Annotated in this window: 15 protein-coding genes; 11 read left to right on the plus strand and 4 right to left on the minus strand. The window is 64.4% G+C overall.

Annotation, left to right across the window (positions count from 1 at the left end; all coding sequences use genetic code 11):
* The first annotated feature begins 3 nt into the window (after positions 1 to 3).
* A complete protein-coding gene (gene aceF, locus FBY03_RS02875) occupies positions 4 to 1,659 on the plus strand; it encodes a dihydrolipoyllysine-residue acetyltransferase (RefSeq protein ID WP_147170692.1) in 1,656 nt (551 codons plus the stop codon).
* Between the two features lie 121 nt (positions 1,660 to 1,780).
* On the opposite strand, the gene FBY03_RS02880 is transcribed toward aceF, so the two are convergent.
* Positions 1,781 to 2,284 (minus strand): hypothetical protein, encoded by a 504-nt coding sequence (locus FBY03_RS02880; protein ID WP_371920740.1) that lies wholly within the window; start codon positions 2,282 to 2,284, stop codon positions 1,781 to 1,783.
* 100 nt (positions 2,285 to 2,384) lie between these two features.
* On the opposite strand from FBY03_RS02880, the gene FBY03_RS02885 reads away from it, so the two are divergent.
* Positions 2,385 to 5,051: a bifunctional diguanylate cyclase/phosphodiesterase gene (locus FBY03_RS02885; protein ID WP_147170694.1), complete on the plus strand. Its 2,667-nt coding sequence runs from the start codon at positions 2,385 to 2,387 to the stop codon at positions 5,049 to 5,051.
* Positions 5,052 to 5,171: 120 nt separating this feature from the next.
* A complete protein-coding gene (msrA, locus tag FBY03_RS02890) occupies positions 5,172 to 5,819 on the plus strand; it encodes a peptide-methionine (S)-S-oxide reductase MsrA (RefSeq protein WP_147170695.1) in 648 nt (215 codons plus the stop codon).
* 122 nt (positions 5,820 to 5,941) lie between these two features.
* Here msrA and FBY03_RS02895 read toward each other — a convergent pair whose 3' ends face one another.
* Positions 5,942 to 6,799 (minus strand): 23S rRNA (adenine(2030)-N(6))-methyltransferase RlmJ, encoded by an 858-nt coding sequence (locus FBY03_RS02895; RefSeq protein WP_147170696.1) that lies wholly within the window; start codon positions 6,797 to 6,799, stop codon positions 5,942 to 5,944.
* A gap of 205 nt (positions 6,800 to 7,004) precedes the next feature.
* Between FBY03_RS02895 and FBY03_RS02900 the strand changes: the two genes are divergently transcribed.
* The 4 genes from FBY03_RS02900 (at position 7,005) to selO (ending at position 15,894) form a co-directional block, all read left to right on the plus strand.
* Positions 7,005 to 8,807 (plus strand): acyl-CoA dehydrogenase, encoded by a 1,803-nt coding sequence (locus FBY03_RS02900; protein ID WP_147170697.1) that lies wholly within the window; start codon positions 7,005 to 7,007, stop codon positions 8,805 to 8,807.
* Positions 8,808 to 9,085: 278 nt separating this feature from the next.
* Positions 9,086 to 10,831 (plus strand): potassium/proton antiporter, encoded by a 1,746-nt coding sequence (locus FBY03_RS02905; protein WP_147170698.1) that lies wholly within the window; start codon positions 9,086 to 9,088, stop codon positions 10,829 to 10,831.
* Between the two features lie 176 nt (positions 10,832 to 11,007).
* Positions 11,008 to 14,376 (plus strand): mechanosensitive channel MscK, encoded by a 3,369-nt coding sequence (gene mscK / locus FBY03_RS02910; protein WP_147170699.1) that lies wholly within the window; start codon positions 11,008 to 11,010, stop codon positions 14,374 to 14,376.
* A gap of 57 nt (positions 14,377 to 14,433) precedes the next feature.
* Positions 14,434 to 15,894 carry a protein adenylyltransferase SelO gene (selO, locus tag FBY03_RS02915; RefSeq protein WP_147170700.1) on the plus strand — a complete coding sequence of 487 codons (1,461 nt, stop codon included), beginning with the start codon at positions 14,434 to 14,436 and terminating at the stop codon, positions 15,892 to 15,894.
* A gap of 85 nt (positions 15,895 to 15,979) precedes the next feature.
* Here the strand turns inward: selO and FBY03_RS02920 are convergent, their stop codons facing one another.
* On the minus strand, positions 15,980 to 16,675 hold the full coding sequence (locus FBY03_RS02920) for an aspartate/glutamate racemase family protein (RefSeq protein WP_147170701.1): 696 nt from the start codon (positions 16,673 to 16,675) through the stop codon (positions 15,980 to 15,982).
* Positions 16,676 to 16,904: 229 nt separating this feature from the next.
* Between FBY03_RS02920 and FBY03_RS02925 the strand changes: the two genes are divergently transcribed.
* From FBY03_RS02925 to FBY03_RS02940, 4 genes are all read left to right on the plus strand, one after another.
* Complete coding sequence (locus FBY03_RS02925; RefSeq protein WP_147170702.1) at positions 16,905 to 18,701, plus strand: SLC13 family permease; 1,797 nt, start codon at positions 16,905 to 16,907, stop codon at positions 18,699 to 18,701.
* A gap of 64 nt (positions 18,702 to 18,765) precedes the next feature.
* The gene (gene trxC, locus FBY03_RS02930) at positions 18,766 to 19,200 is read left to right on the plus strand and encodes a thioredoxin TrxC (RefSeq protein WP_147170703.1); all 435 of its coding nucleotides are present in this window, start codon (positions 18,766 to 18,768) and stop codon (positions 19,198 to 19,200) included.
* Between the two features lie 92 nt (positions 19,201 to 19,292).
* Entirely contained in the window at positions 19,293 to 19,736 is a 444-nt protein-coding gene (locus FBY03_RS02935) for a PaaI family thioesterase (protein WP_147170704.1), read from the plus strand.
* A gap of 87 nt (positions 19,737 to 19,823) precedes the next feature.
* On the plus strand, positions 19,824 to 20,621 hold the full coding sequence (locus FBY03_RS02940) for a universal stress protein (RefSeq protein WP_147170705.1): 798 nt from the start codon (positions 19,824 to 19,826) through the stop codon (positions 20,619 to 20,621).
* Between the two features lie 57 nt (positions 20,622 to 20,678).
* Here the strand turns inward: FBY03_RS02940 and FBY03_RS02945 are convergent, their stop codons facing one another.
* Positions 20,679 to 21,449 (minus strand): ParA family protein, encoded by a 771-nt coding sequence (locus FBY03_RS02945; protein WP_147170706.1) that lies wholly within the window; start codon positions 21,447 to 21,449, stop codon positions 20,679 to 20,681.
* Positions 21,450 to 21,550: the final 101 nt, after the last annotated feature.

The following is a 21,550-nucleotide window of genomic DNA, read 5'->3' on the forward strand; positions in this document are numbered from 1 at the left end:
ACTGTGAGTGAATTGATTCGCGTACCCGACATCGGCAGCGGTGAGGGTGAAGTTATCGAACTGATGGTCAAGGTCGGCGACCGTATCGAAGCCGATCAGAGCCTGCTGACCCTGGAGTCGGACAAGGCCAGCATGGAAATCCCCGCGCCCAAGGCCGGGGTGATCAAGAGCCTCAAGGTCAAACTGGGCGATCGTCTGAAAGAAGGCGACGAACTGCTCGAGCTCGAAGTCGAAGGCGCGAGCGACGCTGCCGCGGCACCGGCTGCCGCAGCGCCCGCACCTGCCGAAGCCGCCAAGACAGCCGCTCCGGCGCCTGCTGCAGCGGCACCAGCAGCGGCCGCAGAGTCGTCCGTGCAGGACATCCATGTCCCGGATATCGGTTCGGACGGCACGGCCAAGGTCATCGAAATCCTGGTCAAGGTCGGCGACAGGGTCGAAGCCGACCAGTCGCTGATCACCCTGGAATCCGACAAGGCCAGCATGGAAATCCCCTCGCCGGTTGCCGGCGTGGTGGAAAGCGTCGAGGTCAAGCTGGATGCCGACGTCGGCACCGGCGATCTGATTCTCAAGCTGAAGGTGGCTGGCGCAGCGCCGGCAGCCGCTCCGGCTGCGGCGGCACCAGCGGCACCAGCAGCGGTACACAGCACGCCGCCCGGTGCGGCGCCGGAGGTGGTCGCCGAGGTCAACGCCATCGCCAAGCTGGCGGCGGCCGCTGCCAGTGTGACGGCCGCGCCACGGTCCGACGGTGCCAAGGTGCACGCCGGCCCGGCGGTGCGCCAGCTGGCCCGTGAAATGGGCGTCGAGCTCACTGCCATCACCGGCAGTGGCCCGAAAGGCCGGATTATCAAGGAAGACGTGCAGGTCTACGTCAAGGCGATGATGCAAAAAGCCAAGGAAGCGCCGGCTGGTGCGACCGGCGGCGCCGGCATCCCACCGATCCCAAGCGTGGACTTCAGCAAGTTCGGTGAAGTGGAAGAAGTGGCCATGACCCGCTTGATGCAGGTCGGCGCCGCCAACCTGCACCGCAGCTGGCTCAACGTGCCGCACGTGACCCAGTTCGACTCGGCCGACATCACCGAGCTGGAGGCCTTCCGCGTCGCGCAGAAAGGCGTGGCCGAGAAGGCCGGAGTCAAGCTGACCGTACTGCCGCTGCTGTTGAAAGCCTGCGCCTACCTGCTCAAGGAACTGCCGGACTTCAACAGCTCGCTGGCACCCAGCGGCAAGGCGATCATCCGCAAGAAGTACGTGCACGTCGGCTTCGCCGTGGACACCCCGGATGGCCTGCTGGTTCCGGTGATCAAGAACGTCGACCAGAAGAGCCTGCTGCAGCTAGCCGCTGAAGCTGCCGCTCTGGCGGAAAAGGCCCGGACCAAGAAACTCTCCGCCGATGACATGCAGGGTGCCTGCTTCACCATCTCCAGCCTCGGTCACATTGGCGGCACCGGCTTCACGCCGATCGTCAACGCGCCGGAAGTGGCGATCCTCGGCGTCAGCAAGGCGACCATCCAGCCGGTCTGGGACGGCAAGGCTTTCCAGCCCAAACTGATGCTGCCGCTGTCGCTGTCTTACGATCACCGGGTGATCAACGGTGCCGCCGCCGCGCGCTTCACCAAGCGCCTGGGTGAGGTGCTGACGGATATCCGCACCATGCTGCTGTAAGGCTTAGCTTCGATTTTCGAGCATGCCACGCTCGTACCCTCAACCCCGCCCAACCGGCGGGGTTTTTTTTGCGTGAGGCACGGCCGTAGAAACAGCTGACGCCCTTCGCCCCCCGTCGGGTCTAACCTTTCTGCAGGTTACGGATCAGAAAGCTCAACGCCTTGGCCAACTCTGCGGCGCCCTTATGGTCGCGCACGATGCTCAGCAGCGGACTGCCGTCGACCGGATTGAGCAGCACACAGCTGATGCTGCCGTGCGGGCAGTCATAGCGAATAAAGGGATCGACGCCAAACAAGGCAATCCGCTGATTGCGCACGGCTATCTGGGTTTCTTGCTGGCCCCGCGTCTCCTCGCGCAGCAGCAGCTCGCCGGGGGCGCCGAGGCGCAGCTGGTAGAGCAGGTCCTGGCGCTGCGCCTGGCCAACCTGATAGGCGGCGCGCAAGGCGTAGGTTTTCAGCAGATCGTTACTGTGCGCGAGTAACGCCTGGCGTTCATCCTGGGTCAGGTACAAGCGCTTCAGTTCGGCCAGATAACGACCCTGTTCGGCACTGCTCACGCCCGTCGCAGGCTCGCTGGCGAAGCCAGGAGTCATCGCGACACAGCCGGCCAACAGCACCGCGCTCATTAGTTTTCTTGTCAGTCGCAATTGCATGATGCACCCTTGCTCGACGCTAAGAAGTGGGCGAGATTTCGACTCGGTCAGCATACTGGAAACCAGCCGTTCAATGAAAAGCCATCCCGATGCCACGAGCCGTTCAACGGCCGAGGTTGTGACGCAGTTGCCAGTGCCCTCGCGGCTCGGCATGTTGCGTTTCGAACGGTTGAACGAAGCCAGCTGGAGCCTGTTGTTTCTCGACCCCGCCTGCGAACAGCAGCTCGGCCTACCCGCCAGCGAGCTGTGCGCCCTGCTCGACGCCCCCTATGCCAGCCTGATGGAACCCAAGGCACGTCATCACCTGCATGACAGCATCCAACTGCAACTGGCGCAGCGTCCGCACTATCTGGTGCATTACACCCTGTATACGCCGCACGGCCCGCTCCGTCTGATGGAGCTGGGTGAGCCGTTCAAGCAACGCGGTCGCCATCTGTTACGCGGCTACCTGTTGCGCGCCGACGAAAACCCCGGGCATGACGCTGCGCCGCACCCTCAGGACGAGCACCAGCTTTACCCGCTCGGCGTGCAAGAGTACGCACTCCAGCAGGCCCGGGTGAGCGTCCAGCAGCGTCTGATCGTGCGTCTGGCGCAGCATCACTGCGTCACCCGCGAGCCACTGCGCGAAGTCGCCGAGCTGATCACCCGAGCCGCCTGCGAAGCCTACCAGGTGGCGCGCGCCAGCATCTGGCACCTGGCCGAGCACAGACTCGAGCCCGTCGTCCTGTACCGCAACGACACTGGCAGCCATGAACTGCCCGCCGCCATCGACGTCCGCCATTACCCCGACTACCTCAGCGCCCTGCAAGGCGGACGGACAGTGGACGCGCATGACGCGCAACACGACCCACGCACCCGGGAGCTGTGCGAGGGCTATCTGCGCCCCCTCGGCATCGGCGCCATGCTCGATGCCAGCATCCGCGTCGGCGGTGAGGTGATCGGCGTGCTGTGCCTGGAGCACATAGGCGCACCGCGCACCTGGCAGGCCGACGAGATCGCCTTCGCCGGCGAGCTGGCCGACCAGTACGCCCAGGTGTTCAGCAACCAGCAACGGCGCAGTGCGACCAGCGCGCTGCACCTGTTCCAACGCGCCGTCGAGCAGAGTGCCAGCGCCTTTATCCTGCTCGACCGCGACGGTCTGGTGGAGTACGTCAACCCGAGTTTTACCGCCATCACCCTGTACAGCGCCGCCGAGGTGCAGGGTCGCCGACTGCCCGAGCTGCCGGCCCTGGAAAACCTCAGCGCCTTGCTCTTCGACACGCGCTCCAGTCTCGCCGAACACAGCAGCTGGCAAGGCGAATTCAAGAGCCGGCGCAAGAACCTCGACCCCTACTGGGGTCAGCTGTCGATCTCCAAGGTGCATGCCGATGACGGCGCCCTGACCCACTACATCGGCATCTACGAAGACATCACCGAAACCAAGCACGCGCAGCAACGCATCGAGCGCCTGGCCTACAGCGACAGCCTGACCGGCCTGGGCAACCGCTACGCGTTTATCCGCGCCCTGGAGAGCAGCTTTGCCGCCGCCGACGACAAGCCGATCAGCCTGCTGCTGGTGGATATCGACAATTTCAAGCGAATCAATGACAGCCTCGGCCATCAGACCGGCGACAAACTGTTGGTCAGCCTGGCGCGGCGCCTGCGCAACAGCCTCAGCCCGAACGCCATCCTCGCGCGGTTCGCCAGCAACGAATTCGCCATCCTGCTGAATGCCACCGACCTCAACGCCGCCCAGCTACTGGCCAGTCAGGTGCTGCATACCCTGGACAAGCCGTTGTTCGTCGACAACCAGCTGATCAGCATCACCGGTTCGATCGGCCTGACCTGCGCACCGCTGCACGGGCAAGACCCGCAAACCCTGATGAAGCACGCCGGGCTGGCACTGCACAAGGCCAAGGCCAGGGGCAAGCATCAGTTGCAGGTGTTCTGCGAGGAGCTGAATGCCGAGGCGAACTACAAACTGTTCGTCGAGAACAACCTGCGCCGCGCCCTGACGCAGAACGAGCTGGAAGTGTTCTATCAACCCAAGCTGTGCCTGAAGAGCGGCCAGTTGCTCGGCATGGAGGCGCTGCTGCGCTGGCACCACCCGGAAAAGGGCATGATCCGCCCGGATCAATTCATCGGCGTGGCGGAAGAAACCGGCTTGATCATTCCCATCGGCAAATGGGTGGTGCGCCAGGCCTGTCGCATGAGCAAACAACTGACGGCAGTCGGCCTCGGCACCTTGCAGGTGGCGATTAATCTCTCGCCCAAGCAGTTCTCCGACCCTGATCTGGTCGGCTCGATCGCCGCCATTCTGCATGAGGAGCAACTCGCGCCCACGCTGCTCGAACTGGAGCTCACCGAGAGCCTGCTGCTGGAGGCCACCGACGACACCCGCCACCAGCTCAGTCGCCTGAAGAGCCTGGGCCTGACCCTGGCGATGGACGACTTCGGCACCGGCTACTCATCGCTGAGCTACCTGAAGAAGTTTCCCATCGACGTGATCAAAATCGATCGCAGCTTTATCAAGGACATCCCGGAGAATCAGGACGACCGGGAGATCACCTCGGCGGTCATCGCCATGGCCCACAATCTGAAGCTCAAGGTGGTCGCCGAAGGTATCGAAACCGCCGCCCAACTGGCGTTCCTGCGGCGCCAGCACTGTGATATCGGCCAGGGTTACCTGTTCGATCGGCCGATTGCCGGGCGTGATCTGATCACTAGCCTGAAGCGCTACCCCTGCCGCCCGCAGTCCTGACCGCCGTGTAACGCCGCAGCCCGACTGCGGTCTATTCTGGAGTCTGGTCGAGTTAACCCTGTTTGACTGCGAAGAAAGCCGGACAGGCCCGAACACCCGCTCATGTTGAGGAAATCACTCATGGTTCTGCGTTCACAGATTCTTGCCCACAAACTCGAACTGCCCAGCGCCGAGCAAGCCCTGCCCGGTCGCGACACACCGCTGTCGGTGCCCGCCGCCCATTACGTCAACGGCAACCCCTTGCAGCCGCCCTTCCCGGCCGGGCTGCACCAGGCGGTATTCGGCCTCGGCTGTTTCTGGGGTGCCGAACGGCGCTTCTGGCAACAGCCGGGCGTCTGGACCACGGCGGTCGGCTATGCCGGCGGTCACACGCCGAACCCGACCTACGAGGAAACCTGCTCGGGCCTGACCGGCCACACCGAGGCGGTGCTGGTGGTGTTTGACCCACGGCAGACCAGCTACGCGGCCCTGTTGAAAGTCTTCTGGGAAGCGCACAACCCGACCCAGGGCATGCGTCAGGGTAACGACAAGGGCAGCCAATACCGTTCGGCGATCTACTGCTACGGCGCCGAGCAGCTGGCTGCGGCCCTGGCCAGCCAAGTGCAGTTCCAGGCCGAGCTGGACAAGGCCGGGCTCGGCCAGATCACCACCGAAATCGCCGAAGCGCCGCCCTTCTACTACGCCGAGAGCTATCACCAGCAATACCTGGCGAAAAACCCCGGCGGCTACTGTGGCCTGGGCGGCACCGGGGTGTGTTTACCTGCATAGGTTGAACTGAGGGACTGCGAAAAACTCTCGCGGCGAACGCTTGGAGTCAGCCTCGCGACGGCGCTCGGTATATTCACAACTTCTGAGTCCAGCGCTGTGGCCATCAGCACTGGACGCTGCTGTTATGGCTTGGCGCCTGCCGCTTGTTCCGCGATCAGCCAATCCATACGCCAGCCGGCCTGGCTTTGCCCGAGCAAGGTGGTCAGCCAGGGCAAAACCTGCTTGAGTTCGTCCTCCAGGCCCCAGGGTGGATTGCTGATCACCAGGCCGGAGCCGTTCAGGCGCTGTGCATCATCGGCGGGGTGCACATAGAGTTCGATGCGCAGCAGCTTGGGCGCATTGCTCTTTTCCAGGTCGCGATAGAAGCGCCTGAGCTGGCCCAGCTCCTTGATCGGGTACCAGATCGCCACCACCGCCTGACGCATCCGGCCAATGGCTTCGTTCAACGCCTGCACGCAGCGCTCCGGCTCATCGGCCTGTTCGAAGGGCGGATCGATCAGCAGCAGCACGCGCTTCTCGCGGGTCGGCAGCAAGGCCCGCGACACGTGCCAGCCTTCACCCAGGTGTACGGCCACGCGGCGGTCACCGGCCATGTTTTCCTTGAGCAGACGACCGTCTTCCGGATGTTTCTCGTTGAGGTGCAGGCGATCCTGTTCGCGCGTCAGCATGCGTGCCAGCTCCGGCGAGCCGGGGTAATGCCGCAGCACGCCGTCTGGGTTCATGGCGCGAATGACTTCCAGGTAATCGACCAATTGATCCGGTACACCCTCGGCCGACCACAGCCGGGCGATGCCCTGCAGCCATTCGCCGGTGCGGCTGGCTTGGTCCCCAGCGAGATCGTAGAGACCTACGCCTGCGTGGCTGTCGAGGTAGGCGAAGGGCGCCTCCTTGCGTGACAGCAGGGCGATCAGGCGACTCAAGATAACGTGTTTCAACACGTCGGCATGGTTGCCGGCGTGGAAGGCGTGACGGTAGTTCATCGATAGATCCTCGCGAGGCCGCGGATTCTACCAGCCACGGAGGCAGCCTTCAGCATCCCCTGCGCCGTTCCAGACAACGCGCCTCAAAAGCAGCGTCAACGCCTATCAAACCCGGAAGTTTTGCGGCTTTATCACGCCTATGGATGGTACTAGGCGGCATTTATTCATCACCCTAGACTCAGTCCATTCAATTGGAGGAACGCCCATGTCCGAGACTCTGCTCAGCTCCCGCAATCTGGCCTTCGAACTCTATGAAGTACTGGATGCCGAAGCCCTGACCCAGCGCGAACGTTTTGCCGACCACAGCCGCGAGACCTTCGATGCGGCCATCGGCACGGCGCGCAGCATTGCCGAGAAGCTATTTGCGCCGCACAACCGCAAGAGCGACGAGCATGAGCCTGAGTATGTCGAGGGCGCCGCACAGCTGATCCCCGAGATCAAACCGGCGGTGGACGCCTTCCTCGAAGCCGGTTTCCTGAACGCCACCCGCGAATTCGAGATGGGCGGCATGCAGCTGCCCAACCTGCTGTCGCAGGCCTGTTTCGCCCATTTCCAGTCGGCCAACGCGTCGACCGCTTCCTACCCGTTCCTGACCATGGGCGCGGCCAACCTGATCGAGAGCTTCGGCAGCGAGGAACAGAAGCAGCGCTTCCTGCAGCCGATGATCGACGGCCGCTTCTTCGGCACCATGGCCCTGACCGAGCCGCATGCCGGCTCATCCCTGTCGGACATCCGCACCCGCGCCGAACCGGCGGCCGATGGCAGCTACCGACTCAAGGGCAACAAGATCTTCATCTCCGGCGGCGACCACCCATTGAGCGAGAACATCGTGCATATGGTGCTGGCCAAGCTGCCGGACGCGCCGCCTGGGGTGAAAGGCATCAGCCTGTTTATCGTGCCCAAGTTCCTGGTCAACGACGACGGCTCGCTGGGGCCGCGTAACGACGTGATCCTGGCCGGCCTGTTTCACAAGATGGGGTTTCGCGGCACCACCTCCACCGCGCTGAACTTTGGCGATAACGGCGAATGCGTCGGCTACCTGGTGGGCCAACCGCACCACGGCCTGAGCTACATGTTCCAGATGATGAACGAGGCGCGCATCGGCGTCGGCATGGGTGCAGTCATGCTCGGTTACGCCGGCTACCTGTACTCGCTGGACTACGCCCGCCAGCGCCCGCAGGGCCGCCTGCCGGACGGCAAGGACCCGACCAGCGCGCAGGTGGCGATCGTCGACCACGCCGACGTACGGCGCATGCTGTTGACCCAGAAAGCTTACGTCGAAGGCGCCTTCGACCTGGGTCTGTATGCCGCACGGCTGTTCGACGACACCCAGACCCTGGCCACCGCAGAACAGCGGCGCGTCGCCTTGGAACTGCTGGATCTGCTCACCCCTATCGTCAAATCCTGGCCCTCGGAGTACTGCCTCAAGGCCAACGAGCTGGCGATCCAGATCCTCGGCGGCCACGGCTATACCCGCGAGTACCCTGTGGAGCAGTATTACCGCGACAACCGCCTCAACCCGATTCACGAAGGCACCCACGGCATCCAGTCGCTCGACCTGCTCGGGCGCAAGGTGTCGATGAACGGCGGCGCGGCGCTCAAGCAACTGGTCAAGCTGATCCAGGACTGTTGCCAGCGCGCCGGCGAGTACGAAGCGCTGAATGCCCTGCGCCAGCCGCTGGAGCAACTGCTGGCGCGCGTGTCGGCGGTGACCCTGGCGTTGCTCGGCGATTTGATGAGCGGCAAGGTCAATCAGGGCCTGGCCAATTCGGCGCTGTACCTGAACGCCTTCGGTCACCTGGTGATCGGCTGGCGCTGGCTGGAACAGGCGATCAAGGCCGAGCAGGGTCTGGCGGCCGGCAATCCAGTCGACCGCGACTTCTATCAGGGCAAGCTGCAGGCCGCGCGTTACTTTCTCACCTGGGAAGTGCCGGGCTGCCATCACAACCTGGCCATCCTCGAAGCCCGCGACGATACCTGCCTGGGCATGCAGGACGCCTGGTTCTAAGCACCGCACACGCCCCTAGCGCCCGCTCACCTGAACCAGGTGAGCGGCATGCCGCCCCCGGCAAGTCCACTCGCTGGATAACCCCGATTCGCCACAGCCCGTACGCCACGCTGAGCGGGGCGCTCGCCGACGTCACTCAAGCACAGCAAACCACCGAGCAGACGGCCCCCATTGGCTGAGCGAGGTGTTTTTTTGACAGTGAGGCGAAGACGCGGGTTAGAATCCCTGGCACGCGCCATGCATGACGGCGCCCTCTCCCCTCGGCCCGGAGTACCCCCTTGGACGCCAGCACCATCAACAGCCTGTTCTTGATCGGTGCATTGCTGGTGGCCACGAGCATCCTGGTCAGCGCCTTCGGTTCGCGTTTCGGCATCCCGATCCTGGTGATCTTTCTGGCGGTCGGCATGCTCGCCGGGGTCGATGGCCCAGGCGGGATCATCTTCAACGACTATTCCTTGGCCTACCTGGTCGGCAACCTGGCGCTGGCCATCATCCTGCTCGACGGCGGCATGCGTACCCGCGTCTCCAGTTTCCGCGTGGCCCTCTGGCCGTCGCTGTCGCTGGCCACCGTCGGGGTATTGATCACCGCGGGGTTGACGGGCGTGGCGGCGGCCTGGCTGTTCGACCTGAAGCTGATGGAAGGCCTGCTGATCGGCGCCATCGTCGGCTCCACCGATGCCGCCGCGGTGTTCAGCCTGCTCGGCGGGCGCGGCCTCAACGAGCGGGTCAGCGCCACCCTGGAAATCGAATCCGGCAGCAACGACCCGATGGCGGTGTTCCTCACCGTGACCCTGATCGCCATGCTCGCCAGCGGGCAAGACGACTTCAGTTGGGGCCTGCTGGCACAGTTGGTACAGCAGTTCGGCCTCGGCGCGGTGCTCGGCCTCTGCGGGGGTTGGCTGCTGCTCAATCTGGTCAACCGCATGAGCCTGGCCAACGGCCTCTATCCGCTGCTGGTGGTCAGTGGCGGCATGATCATCTTCGCCATCACCACGGCGGCGGGCGGTAGCGGCATTCTGGCGATCTACCTGTGCGGCCTGCTGCTCGGCAACCGGCCGATCCGTTCACGGCACGGCATCCTGCACATGCTCGACGGCCTCACCTGGCTGGCGCAGATCGGCATGTTCCTGGTCCTCGGCCTGCTGGTCACCCCGAACCAACTGCTGCCGATTGCCTTGCCGGCGCTGGGCCTGGCCCTGTGGATGATTCTGCTCGCCCGCCCGCTGTCGATTCTCCTCGGCCTGCTGCCGTTTCGCGGCTTTCACGACCGCGAGCGGGCGTTTATCGCCTGGGTCGGCTTGCGCGGCGCGGTGCCGATCATTCTCGCGGTGTTCCCGCTGATGGCCGGCCTGGAAAATGCCCAGCTGTTTTTCAACCTGGCCTTCTTCATCGTCCTGGTCTCGCTGCTGCTGCAAGGCACCAGCCTGCCCTGGGCGGCCAAGTTGCTGCGGGTCACCGTGCCGCCAGAGCCGGCGCCGTTCTCCCGCGCCGGCCTGGAAGTGCACCCGACCAGCCAGTGGGAGCTGTTCGTCTACCGCCTCGGCGCGGAGAAGTGGTGCATTGGCGCCGCCCTGCGCGAACTGAAGATGCCCGAAGGCACGCGTATCGCCGCGCTGTTTCGCCACCACGAGCTGCTCCACCCGTCCGGCAGCACCACCCTGGAAGCCGGCGACCTGCTCTGCGTGATCGGCCATGAGCATGACCTGACCGCCCTCGGCAAACTGTTCAGCCAGGCCCCGCAGCGTGGCCAGGACCTGCGGTTCTTCGGCGATTTCGTCCTGGAAGGCGACGCCGAACTAAGCGCCGTCGCCGCGCTCTACGGCCTCAAGCTCGACGGCATCAACGGCCAACAATCGCTGGGGCGCTTCATTACCCACGAAATCGGTGGCGAACCGGTGATCGGCGACCAGGTCGACTGGCAGGGGCTGACCTGGACAGTCGCGGCGATGGAAGGGAACAAGATTCGCAAAGTCGGCGTCAAATTCCCCGAAGGCGCGCGCCCAGGGCCGGGCCTGTTTCTCTAACCCACTGCCGCGCACTGACTGCGCGCCTCGCGCTCAGCCGTGTGGCGGCTGCTGGGCGGGGCTGCGGCGGCTAATTTGCCGGGCATTTTTTCAGAACGGGCAGGGCATCAGCCGGTGCTCAGCATGCCTTTCCACAGCCTGTTAAACTCACTTTTTCCGAGTCCACGATCGCGACCATGCCCTCTTTACGCAGCTATTTAACCGCACTTCTACTCGGGCTTTGCCTGGGCACGTCGCCGCTCCAAGCCGCCGAATCGCCCAACAGCGCGGACGTGCAGCGCAGCCTGGATAAGCTGGCCGAGCGCCAGTTGCCGGAAGCCGAACAGCTGGCGCTCAGACAGACCCTGGAAAAAACCCTGAGCCTGTTGACCGAGCAAGCCGACACTACAAAGCGCCTGAGCGACCTCAAGCAACAGCTCGAACAGGCGCCCAAGCTCATCGATGAGGCCCAGCGCGAACTCACCCGCCTGAAAGCCAGCGAGCCGCCCCAGGTCGCCCAACGGCATGCCAATACCCCGGTGCCCCAACTGGAAACGCTGCTCAATGAGCGCAGCAGCCAACTGAGCGACTGGCAGAAGCAAATCGGCGAGGCCAACAGCCTGATCATCACCGCGCAAACTCGCCCCGAGCGCGCCCAGGCGGAGATCAGCCGCAACCAGGCCCGCGCCCAGGACATCAGCAATGCGCTGAAAAACGGCAAGGAGTCCGGCAAGCCGCTCACCGCGGAGCGCCGCGACCTGCTGGTTGCCGAACTGGCCCAGCTCGACGCCCTCACCCAGCTGCGCCGCCAGGAACTGGCCGGCAACAGCCTGTTGCAAGACCTCGGCAGCAGTCAGCGCGACCTGCTCGAAGAACGCATCCGGCGCCTGGAGCAGGAGCTGATCGACCTGCAGTCGCTGATCAACGAGAAACGCCGTGCGCTGTCCGAGAAAACCGTCGCCGAGCAATCGCGCGAGGCGGAGAAAGCCGGTTCCGGCACGCTACTGGCTAAGGAAAGCGCGCTTAACCTGAAGCTATCCGACTACCTGCTGCGCGCCACCGACCGCCTCAATCAGCTGACCCAGCAGAACCTGCAGACCAAGCAAAAGCTGGATGCCCTCAACCAGAGCGACCAGGCCCTGGACGAACAGATCAGCGTGCTGGAGGGCAGCCTGTTGCTGGCGAAGATTCTCTACAAGCAGAAGCAGGCATTGCCCACGCTGGAACTCGACCGCAACCTGGCCAACGACATCGCCGACCTGCGCCTGTACCAGTTCGAACTGAACCAGCAGCGCGAAGCGATCGGCAACCCCTACGCCTACGTCGACCAGCTGCTCGCCAAGCAACCCGCGGAAAACCTCACCGACGAACTGCGCAGTTCCCTGCTCGAGCTGATAGGCACTCGCCGTGCGCTGCTCGATCGCCTCAATCGCGAACTCAATGCCCTGCTCAATGAGTCAATCACCCTGCAGCTGAATCAGAAACAGCTGCTCAGCACCGCCCGCGAGGTGCGCACCACGCTGGACGAGCAGATGTTCTGGATTCCCAGCAACAAGCCCCTGGGGCTCGACTGGTTCAGCACGGCGCCGCGCTTGCTCGAGAAGCAGGTGGCCGACCTGCCCTGGGGCTCCAACCTGCGCGAACTGGGCGCCGGCCTGATCGAACGGCCACTGCTGTTCCTGCCTCTGCTGCTGTTGATCGGCGTGCTGATGTGGAAGCGCAGCTACCTGTACCAGCGGCTCGGCGAGCTGCATCAGGACATCGGCCACTTCAAGCGCGACAGCCAGCTGCACACCCCCCTGGCGATCCTGCTCAACGTCCTCCTGGCGCTGCCCGGCACGCTGTTCCTCGCCCTCTGCGGCCTGGCCCTGCAGATCGACGCGCGCGGCCAGAACGCCAGCCTCGGCTCGGCCCTGTATGAAATGGCCCAGGCCTGGCTGGTGTTCTACACCTTCTACCGGATCATCGCGCCGGGCGGCGTGGCCGAGTTGCATTTCCGCTGGCCGCGCGCCCAGGTGACCTTCCTGCACCGCCAGGTTCGCCGTCTCGGCCTGGTGGTAATGGCCCTGGTGGCCGTGGTCACAGTGGCCGAACACCAGCCCGCCAGCCTGGCCGAAGATGTCATCGGCATAGTCGTGGTGCTGACCTGCTACGGCCTGATGGCCTGGGTCCTGCACCGACTGCTGCTGAGCGGCCCAGGGCGCGAGCACAGCACCACGTTGCGCACCCTGATCGGTCTGCTGTTCAGCGTGCTGCCGCTGGCGCTGATCGTCGCCGTCAGCTTCGGCTACTACTACACCGCGCTGAAACTCAGCGATCGGCTGATCGACACCCTGTACCTGCTGATGCTCTGGCTGATCGTCGAAGCCGCCTTCGTCCGCGGCCTCAGCGTCGCCGCCCGGCGCCTGGCCTACCAACGCGCCACGGCCAAGCGCCTGGCGCAGGCCAAGGAGGGCGGCGAAGGCGCCGAGGTGGTGGTCGAGGAGCCAACCCTGGACATCGAGCAGGTCAACCAGCAATCGCTGCGGCTGATTCGTCTGGCCCTGCTCGGCGTGGTCATCGCCGGCTTGTACTGGGTCTGGGCCGACCTGATCTCGGTGTTCGCCTACCTCGATAACATCACCCTGTACGAGTACTCCAGCGGCAGCGGCGACGCCGCGAGCCTGATACCGATCAGCCTCAGCGACGTAATCGCCGCCTTGATCATCATCGGTATCACCGTGGCGCTCAGCCGCAACCTGCCCGGCCTGCTCGAAGTGCTGGTGCTGTCGCGCCTGAACCTGGCGCAAGGCAGTGCCTACGCAACCACCACCCTGCTGTCCTACGCCATCGTCGGGATCGGTTTCGTGGTCACGCTGTCGACCCTCGGGGTCAGCTGGGACAAGTTGCAATGGCTGGTGGCGGCGCTCTCGGTCGGTCTCGGCTTTGGTCTGCAGGAGATATTCGCCAACTTCATCTCCGGCCTGATCATCCTGTTCGAGCGTCCAGTGCGCATCGGCGACGTGGTGACCATCGGCAACCTGTCCGGCACGGTCAGCCGGATTCGCATCCGCGCCACCACCATCACCGATTTCGACCGCAAGGAAATCATCGTCCCCAACAAGACCTTCGTCACCGACCAGCTGATCAACTGGTCGCTGAACGACACCGTAACCCGGGTGATCATCAAGATCGGCGTGGCCTACGAGACCGACCTGCCGCTGGCGCGCAAGCTGATGATGCAGGCCGCCATGGAGAATCCGCGGGTCTTGCGCGACCCCGAGCCGCAGCTGTTCTTCCTCACCATCAGCGCCAGCACCTTCGACTATGAGCTGCGCTTCCATGTGCGCGAGCTGGGCGACCGCAACGCGGCCACCGACGAGATCCTCACGCGCATCGCGCAGATCTTCCGCGAAAACAAGGTGGAGATGGCCTTCAACCAGGTCGAGGTCATGTTGAAAAACCATCAGGGCCAGGAGCTCAACCTGGGCAGCGGGCAGACCGACCTGCTGCAACCAGTGCAACCGGCGCAGCATGCAGCGCCACCGCAACTGGCACCGGCTGCCCCCGCAGTCGACCCGCAATAAACTTCGCGCTATGGTCGAGATCAAGACCATAGCGCGCCGCCCCCCTGGAGTGTTGCCTTGAAGTCGCTCACCGACCTGACCTTCGACAATCGCTTTGCCCGTCTCGGCGATGCGTTTTCGACCCACGTGCTGCCCGAGCCGATCGCCGAGCCGCGCCTGGTGGTCGCCAGCACGGCGGCCATGGCCTTGCTCGACCTCGACCCGCGCGAGGCCGACAGCGAGGTGTTCGCCCAACTGTTCGCTGGCCACAAGCTATGGAACGAAGCCGAACCGCGGGCCATGGTCTATTCCGGGCACCAGTTCGGCAGCTACAACCCGCGCCTGGGCGATGGTCGCGGCCTGCTGCTCGGCGAGGTGCTCAACGATGCCGGCGAGCACTGGGACCTGCATTTGAAGGGCGCCGGACAAACCCCCTACTCGCGCATGGGCGATGGCCGCGCGGTGCTGCGCAGCTCGATCCGCGAATTTCTCGCCAGCGAACACCTGCAGGCCCTGGGCATCGCGACCTCACGCGCGCTGTGCGTGACCGCCTCGAGCACCCCGGTGTGGCGCGAGCGCCAGGAAAGCGCGGCCATGCTGCTGCGCCTGGCGCCCAGCCATGTGCGCTTCGGCCACTTCGAGTACTTCTATTACACCCAGCAGCACGAGCAGCTGAAACAGCTCGGCGAGCACCTGCTGAGCTGTCATTTTCCGGCCTGCCTGGAGCAGGCCGAACCCTACCTGGCGCTGTTCCGCCAAGTGGTCGAGCGCAACGCCGAGCTGATCGCCCGCTGGCAGGCCTACGGCTTCTGTCATGGGGTGATGAACAGCGACAACATGTCGATTCTCGGCATCACCTTTGACTACGGCCCCTACGCCTTCCTCGACGACTTCGACGCCAACTTCATCTGCAACCACTCGGACGACAGCGGCCGCTACAGCTTCAGCAATCAGGTGCCGATCGCCCAGTGGAACCTCGCCGCCCTCGGCCAGGCGCTGACCCCCTTCGTCGAGGTCGATGCGCTGCGCGAGACCCTGGGCCTGTTCCTGCCGCTGTACCAGGCGCACTACCTCGACCTGATGCGCCGCCGCCTCGGCTTGCTGACGGCCGATGAGACCGACGAGGCGCTGATCCAGCGCTTGCTGCAGCTGATGCAAGGCAGCGCCGTGGACTACACGAACTTCTTCCGCGAGCTGGGCGACAGCGCGCCGCAGCAGGCGCTCGCGCGCTTGCGCGACGACTTCCGCGACCTGGCCGGCTTCGACACCTGGGCGGCCGACTACCGCGCCCGCGTCGCCAGCGAAACCGACAGCCAGGAGGCGCGGCGCACGCGCATGCACGCGGTCAACCCCAAGTACATCCTGCGCAACTACCTGGCCCAGCAGGTCATCGACGCCGCCGAACAGGGCGATTACGCGCCGGTGCGCGAGCTGCACGCGGTGCTCAGCCGGCCCTTCGACGAGCAGCCCGGTTTCGAACGCTACGCCGAGCGCCCGCCAGAGTGGGGCAAACACTTGGAAATCAGCTGTTCGTCGTAGGCCGGGTAAGCGCAGCGTTACCCATCGCCAACCAACAACGCTGGGTAACGCCGCTTCGCGACTAACCCATCCTACGCCCCGCCATCTAACTGGCCAGCAACCACTCCAGGCCCATGGCCACATGCACCTCGCTGCTGTCGAGCAGCGGCAACGGTGCCCGCACGCCCTCCAGCAACAGGCCGATCTCGGTGCAGCCGAGAATCGCCACCTCGGCTCCCTGCTCGCGCAGTTCGGCCAGGCACGCTAGATAAAAATCACGGGCACTGGCCTGGAACACGCCCTGACACAGTTCGGCGAAAATCACCCGGTCGATCTCCGTCATGGCCGCGGCCTCCGGCAGCAACACCTCGATGCCGAAGCGCTCGGCCAGGCGCTGGCGGTAGAAGTCTTCCTGCATGGTGAAACGCGTACCGAGCAGTGCCGCCCGCTGCACGCCTTGCCGTTGCAGGGCCTGGCCGACCGCATCGCCGATATGCAGCAGGGGAATGTCCACCGCCGCCTCGATGCTCGCGGCCACCTTGTGCATGGTGTTGCTGGCCAACAGCAAGGCACCGGCGCCAGCCCGCTGCAGCCCCTGCGCCGCCGTAGCCAACAACGCCCCAGCCGCCGGCCAATCGCCACGCCGCTGCAACTCGGCGACTGCGGCGAAATCCACCGAGTGCAGGAGCAGTGGCGCGGAATGCAGGCCGCCAAGTCGTTCGCGCACACCCTGATTGAGCAAACGGTAATAGCTCGCGGTGGACTCCCAACTCATGCCACCGAGCATGCCCAACCGATGCATACCCGCCCCCTCCCAGAAAACCCCAGCCTAGCCAGGCCCCAGGCTGGGAACCAGCCACAGTCGGGCACGGAACCGGCGGTACAGCCCTCCCCGCTAAGGCCATAAAGGCATATAAACCTTCTCAAACATTCTTAGACTATCTAAGCAAAGCTCACTATCTTGGCGCCCAGATAGGCTCAGCCACGGCTGCGCCCGAGACCTCACGCGAGTCGCACATTAAGGACGCCCCATGTTCTGGGACTCATTGCCCCTACCCCTGCTGTTTGTCGGTGCCCTGCTGATCTGGGTACTGGTGGCCTTCATCCGCGAGAAGTGGAGCCCGGATATCGTCGCGGCGATCGCCGTGGCCGCCCTGCTGGTGGCCCAGTTACTCAGCCCCGGCGAAGTGCTCAGCGTGCTGAGCAACTCGGCGCCGGTGACCATCGCCTGCATGTTCGTGCTGTCCGCCGCGCTGGAGCGCACCGGCTGCATCGATGCCTTGGGCAACTGGCTGGGCAACCTGGTCGGCACTGACCCGGTACGCGTACTCACCGGCCTGACCCTTACCGCCCTGGTGATTTCCGCCTGCCTGAACAACACCCCGGTGGTGGCCATCCTCACCCCGGTGGCCATCGCCCTGGCTCGGCGCGCCGGCAGCCAGCCGTCCAAGCTGCTGATCCCGCTGTCCTACGCCACCATCCTCGGCGGCACCCTGACCATGATCGGCACCTCGACCAACATCCTGGTCGATGGCGTCGCCCGCAAGGCAGGCCTGGCACCCTTCGGCATCTTCGAGATCACCGGCGCCGGGCTGATCCTCGCCAGCGTCGGCATGCTCTACCTGCTGACCATCGGCCGCCATCTGCTGCCGGATCGGGAAACCCTGTCCAAGCAACTGCGCCCCGACCTCGACCGCACCTTCATGACCGAGCTGCTGGTGCCGCACGGCTCGCCGGTGATCGGCAAGACCCTGAGCGAGGCCAACCTCAACGGCGGCAGCGGCTTGCAGGTGCTCAAGCTGTTTCGCGAGGACTTTGAGCTGACCGAGCCGGGCCACGACACCCTGCTGGCCAACGGCGATCGCCTGGTGCTGCACGGCCAGGTGAAAAACGTGGTCGAACTGCGTGAAAGCGGGCACCTGATTTTCAACCGCGGCGACGCCTTCGAGACCATCAGCAGCCACGACGTGATCCTCGCCGAGGCCATAGTCGGGCGCAATTCGCGCTACAGCCACAGACCCATGCGCGACCTCGACCTCACCGCGCGCTACGGTATCGCCGTGCTCGCCGTGCACCGCCAGGACGAGAACATCCAGGGCAACCTCGACGACTTCGAGCTGCAATTCGGTGACGTACTGCTGGTCGAAGGCACCCCGGCGCAGATCAAGCGTTTCGCCGACAATGGCGAACTGATCAGCCTGAATGCCGTGCAGGAGCGCGCCTTCCGCCGCGACAAGGCGCCGATCGCGATCATCGCCACGTTGGCGGTGATGATCCTGGCGGCCTTCGGCCTGATGCCCATCGAGGGCCTGGCGATCATCGGCGCGGTGAGCGTGCTGGCGACCCGTTGCCTGGACGTGGAAGACGCCTACAAAGCGGTGGACTGGAAAATCCTCAGCCTGATCTTCGGCATGCTGGCGATCAGCATCGCCATGGACAAGGTCGGCCTGGTCAGGCTCCTGGTCGAGAACACCATGACCCTGCTGCCCTGGGCCGGGCCGTTGCTGATGCTGTCGTTCATCTACCTGTTCACCTCGATCCTCACCGAAGTGCTGTCGAACAACGCCGTGGCGGTGCTGGTCACCCCCATCGCCATCGGCGTGGCCCAGCACCTGGGCGTCGATCCGCGCGCCTTCGTGGTCGCGGTGATGTTCGCCGCCAGCGCCAGCTTCGCCACCCCGATCGGCTACCAGACCAACACCTTCGTGTATAACGCCGGCGGCTACCGCTTCACCGACTTCATGAAGATCGGCGTCCCGCTCAATCTGATCCTGTGGATCGCCGCGACCCTGGTGATCCCCCTGTTCTGGCCCCTGACCCCGCTCTGAGCGGGGCCTTGAGAGGCCATCCCCGTGGCCCCTATCGAGACCGAACATCCACGGAGCCCTGGTCATGAGTGAAACGCTGCTGATCCCCTGCCCGGCCTGCAACGGTCTCAATCGCATTCCTGCTCAACGTCTGGGCGATGCGCCGCGCTGTGGCCGCTGCAAGGCCGAAGTGCTGCCGAGCACGCCCTTCGAGCTGAACCAGGGCAACTTCGCCAGTCAGCTGAAAGGCCAGCTGCCGTTGCTGGTGGATGTCTGGGCCAGTTGGTGCGGCCCGTGCCAGGCCTTTGCCCCCACCTTCAGCCAGGCCGCCGCGCAGCTGCAGGGCCGCTGCCGCCTGGGCAAGCTGGACAGCGAGACCAACCCACAACTGTCTGCACAATTGGCCGTTCGCTCGATTCCCAGCCTGATCCTGTTCCAGGGCGGCCGCGAAGTGGCCCGGCAAAGCGGCGCCCTGCCGCTGCCGCAACTGATGGCCTGGTTGCGCAACCAGGGCCTGTGAGCGGATCGGTCAGTCCCCCCGAACGCCGCGGTCATTGCCGCGTCACGCCAAGGCAGTAGGCTGAGAGGCACATCCCAACGAGGTCGAACGCCATGCCCATGCCTGTTGAAATGGCCCGTCAGTTCATCGAACAAGCCATCGCCTTCGTCAAACGCAGCGGACTCAAAGCCGAAGTGCTGGAGCCCGGTTTCGTGCGCCTGCGCATGCCCCTGAGCGACAACCAGAACCATATCGGCAGCATGTACGCGGGCGCCTTGTTCACCCTGGCGGAAATCCCGGGCGGTGCGCTGTTCATCACCAGCTTCGACAGCCGCCGCTTCTACCCCATCGTCAAGGAAATGAACCTGCGCTTCCGCCGCCCGGCCACCAGCGATATTCAGGTCGAGGCGCGGCTCGCCGCGGATGACATCGATCGCCTGCAAGCCGAGGCGCAGCGCCTGGGCAAAGCCGAATACTGGCTGGAGTTGCAGCTGACCGACGCCAGCGGCGACGTGGTGGCAGAAAGCCGCGCCCTGTACCAATTACGCACGCACTGACGCCTGACCTTGCCATAGGTCAAAAGACCCGCTTAATTCATAAGGCACAATAAATTGCCGACATGCCCCCGGCAGGAGAGCGGCCCCATGTTCAAGCACATTCTTATCGCCCATGACCTCCGCGACACCGCCGACCAGGCACTGTGTCGCGCCGCGCAACTGGCTCGCCAGCACAATGCCAAATTGACCCTGCTGCACGTGCTCGACCCCGGCCAGAGCAACCAGCAGCATGAACAGGCCCAGCAGGCCCTCGATGGCAAGCTGAGCCAATACGCCCCACCGGGCAGCGAGCTGCGTTTCCAGCGCGGCAAGCCGCCTGAGGTGGTGTTGCAACAGGTGCAGCAACTCGGTTGCGACCTGCTGGTCCTCGGCGCTCACCACCAACGCCATGACTTCTTTTCCGGCACCAGCCTGGACCGTATCGCCCGGCGCAGCCCCGTGCCCTTGCTGCTGGTCGCGCGCAACGACTTTCAGCCCTACCGGCACGCCCTGGCGGCCATCGACTTCTCCCTGTGCGCCTGCAGCGCCTTGGGCCAGGCCTATCGCCTGCTGCCGGACAGCGCCGAGCTGCACGCCTTGCATGTATTCGAACCGGACAAAGGCACGGCCACACAGGTCGAGGCGCAATTGCACACCCAGCGCGCCTTGATCGATCAACTGCTGCAGGACGAGGCGCGCAACCTGCCCGCCAACGGGCCACAGCTGACGCACGAGGTGCAGCGCGGCGAGATCGTCCGCTGCCTGCAGGAGCAGCTGAAAAGCCGGCGCAGCGAACTGCTGGTACTCGGCAGCCACGGCCGCAGTGCACTGTCCCAGGCCCTGCTCGGCAGCCTGGCGCAGCACTTCCTGCACAAGGCACCCTGCGACATTTTCGTCGTGCGCTAGGAGTCTGTTGGCGGGTTACACCTTCGGCTAACCCGCCCTACGGAATCGCCGACTCACTCAACCGCCGTTCAGCAGGTCGTGCAGTTCGACGAACTGCTGGCTCAGCTTGTGCCGTGCATCCAGGTGGATCAACGGCATGCAGGCCTGGTGCGACTCGCGCATCCGCACCGAACTCATCAAGTTCACCGGTAATACCGGCATACCCTCGGCGATCAGCTCATCGAGCAATTGCTGCGGCAGCGAGGCACGTGGCTGAAACTGGTTGACCACTATGCCTTCCACTTGCAGGCCCTCGTTGTGGTCCTCCTTGAGCTCCTCGATCTCGCGCAGCAAGCCATACAGCGCATTGCGCGAAAAACTGTCGCAATCAAAGGGAATCAACACACGATCGGCGGCGATCAGCGCAGAAACCGCATAAAAATTCAACGCCGGCGGGGTATCCAGGTAGATTCGTTCGTAGTCCTCGCTCAAGCTGTCGAGGAGTTTGCGCAGCTTGTTGATCTTGTGTTTCGCCTCGAGTTTGGGCTGCAAGTCGGCCAACTCGGCAGTGGCCGTGATCAGATGCAGGTTGTCGAACGGCGTCTCGTAGATGTCGACCGTGCCCTTCTTGGCAAAGGGCCCACTGGACAGGGTCTGCTTGAAGAAGTCGGCGATGCCCATGGGAATTTCATCGCCGGACAAGCCCGTGAGGTAGTGCGTGGAGTTGGCCTGGGCATCCAGGTCCACCACCAGGGTGCGATAGCCCTGCACCGCGCTCACCGCCGCCAGATTGCAGGCAATGCTGGATTTACCTACCCCGCCCTTCTGATTGAACACCACGCGCCGCATCTCATACCTCCCCTGTCCCTGAATGGTCCTGGATTCTATGCAATGTGCATGACAAGGGCGAGGCTGCGGCGCAAATCAACCGCCCATCCATCAGAAGCCCC

The organism is Pseudomonas sp. SJZ079 (genome assembly GCF_007993865.1).
Taxonomy (GTDB): domain Bacteria; phylum Pseudomonadota; class Gammaproteobacteria; order Pseudomonadales; family Pseudomonadaceae; genus Aquipseudomonas.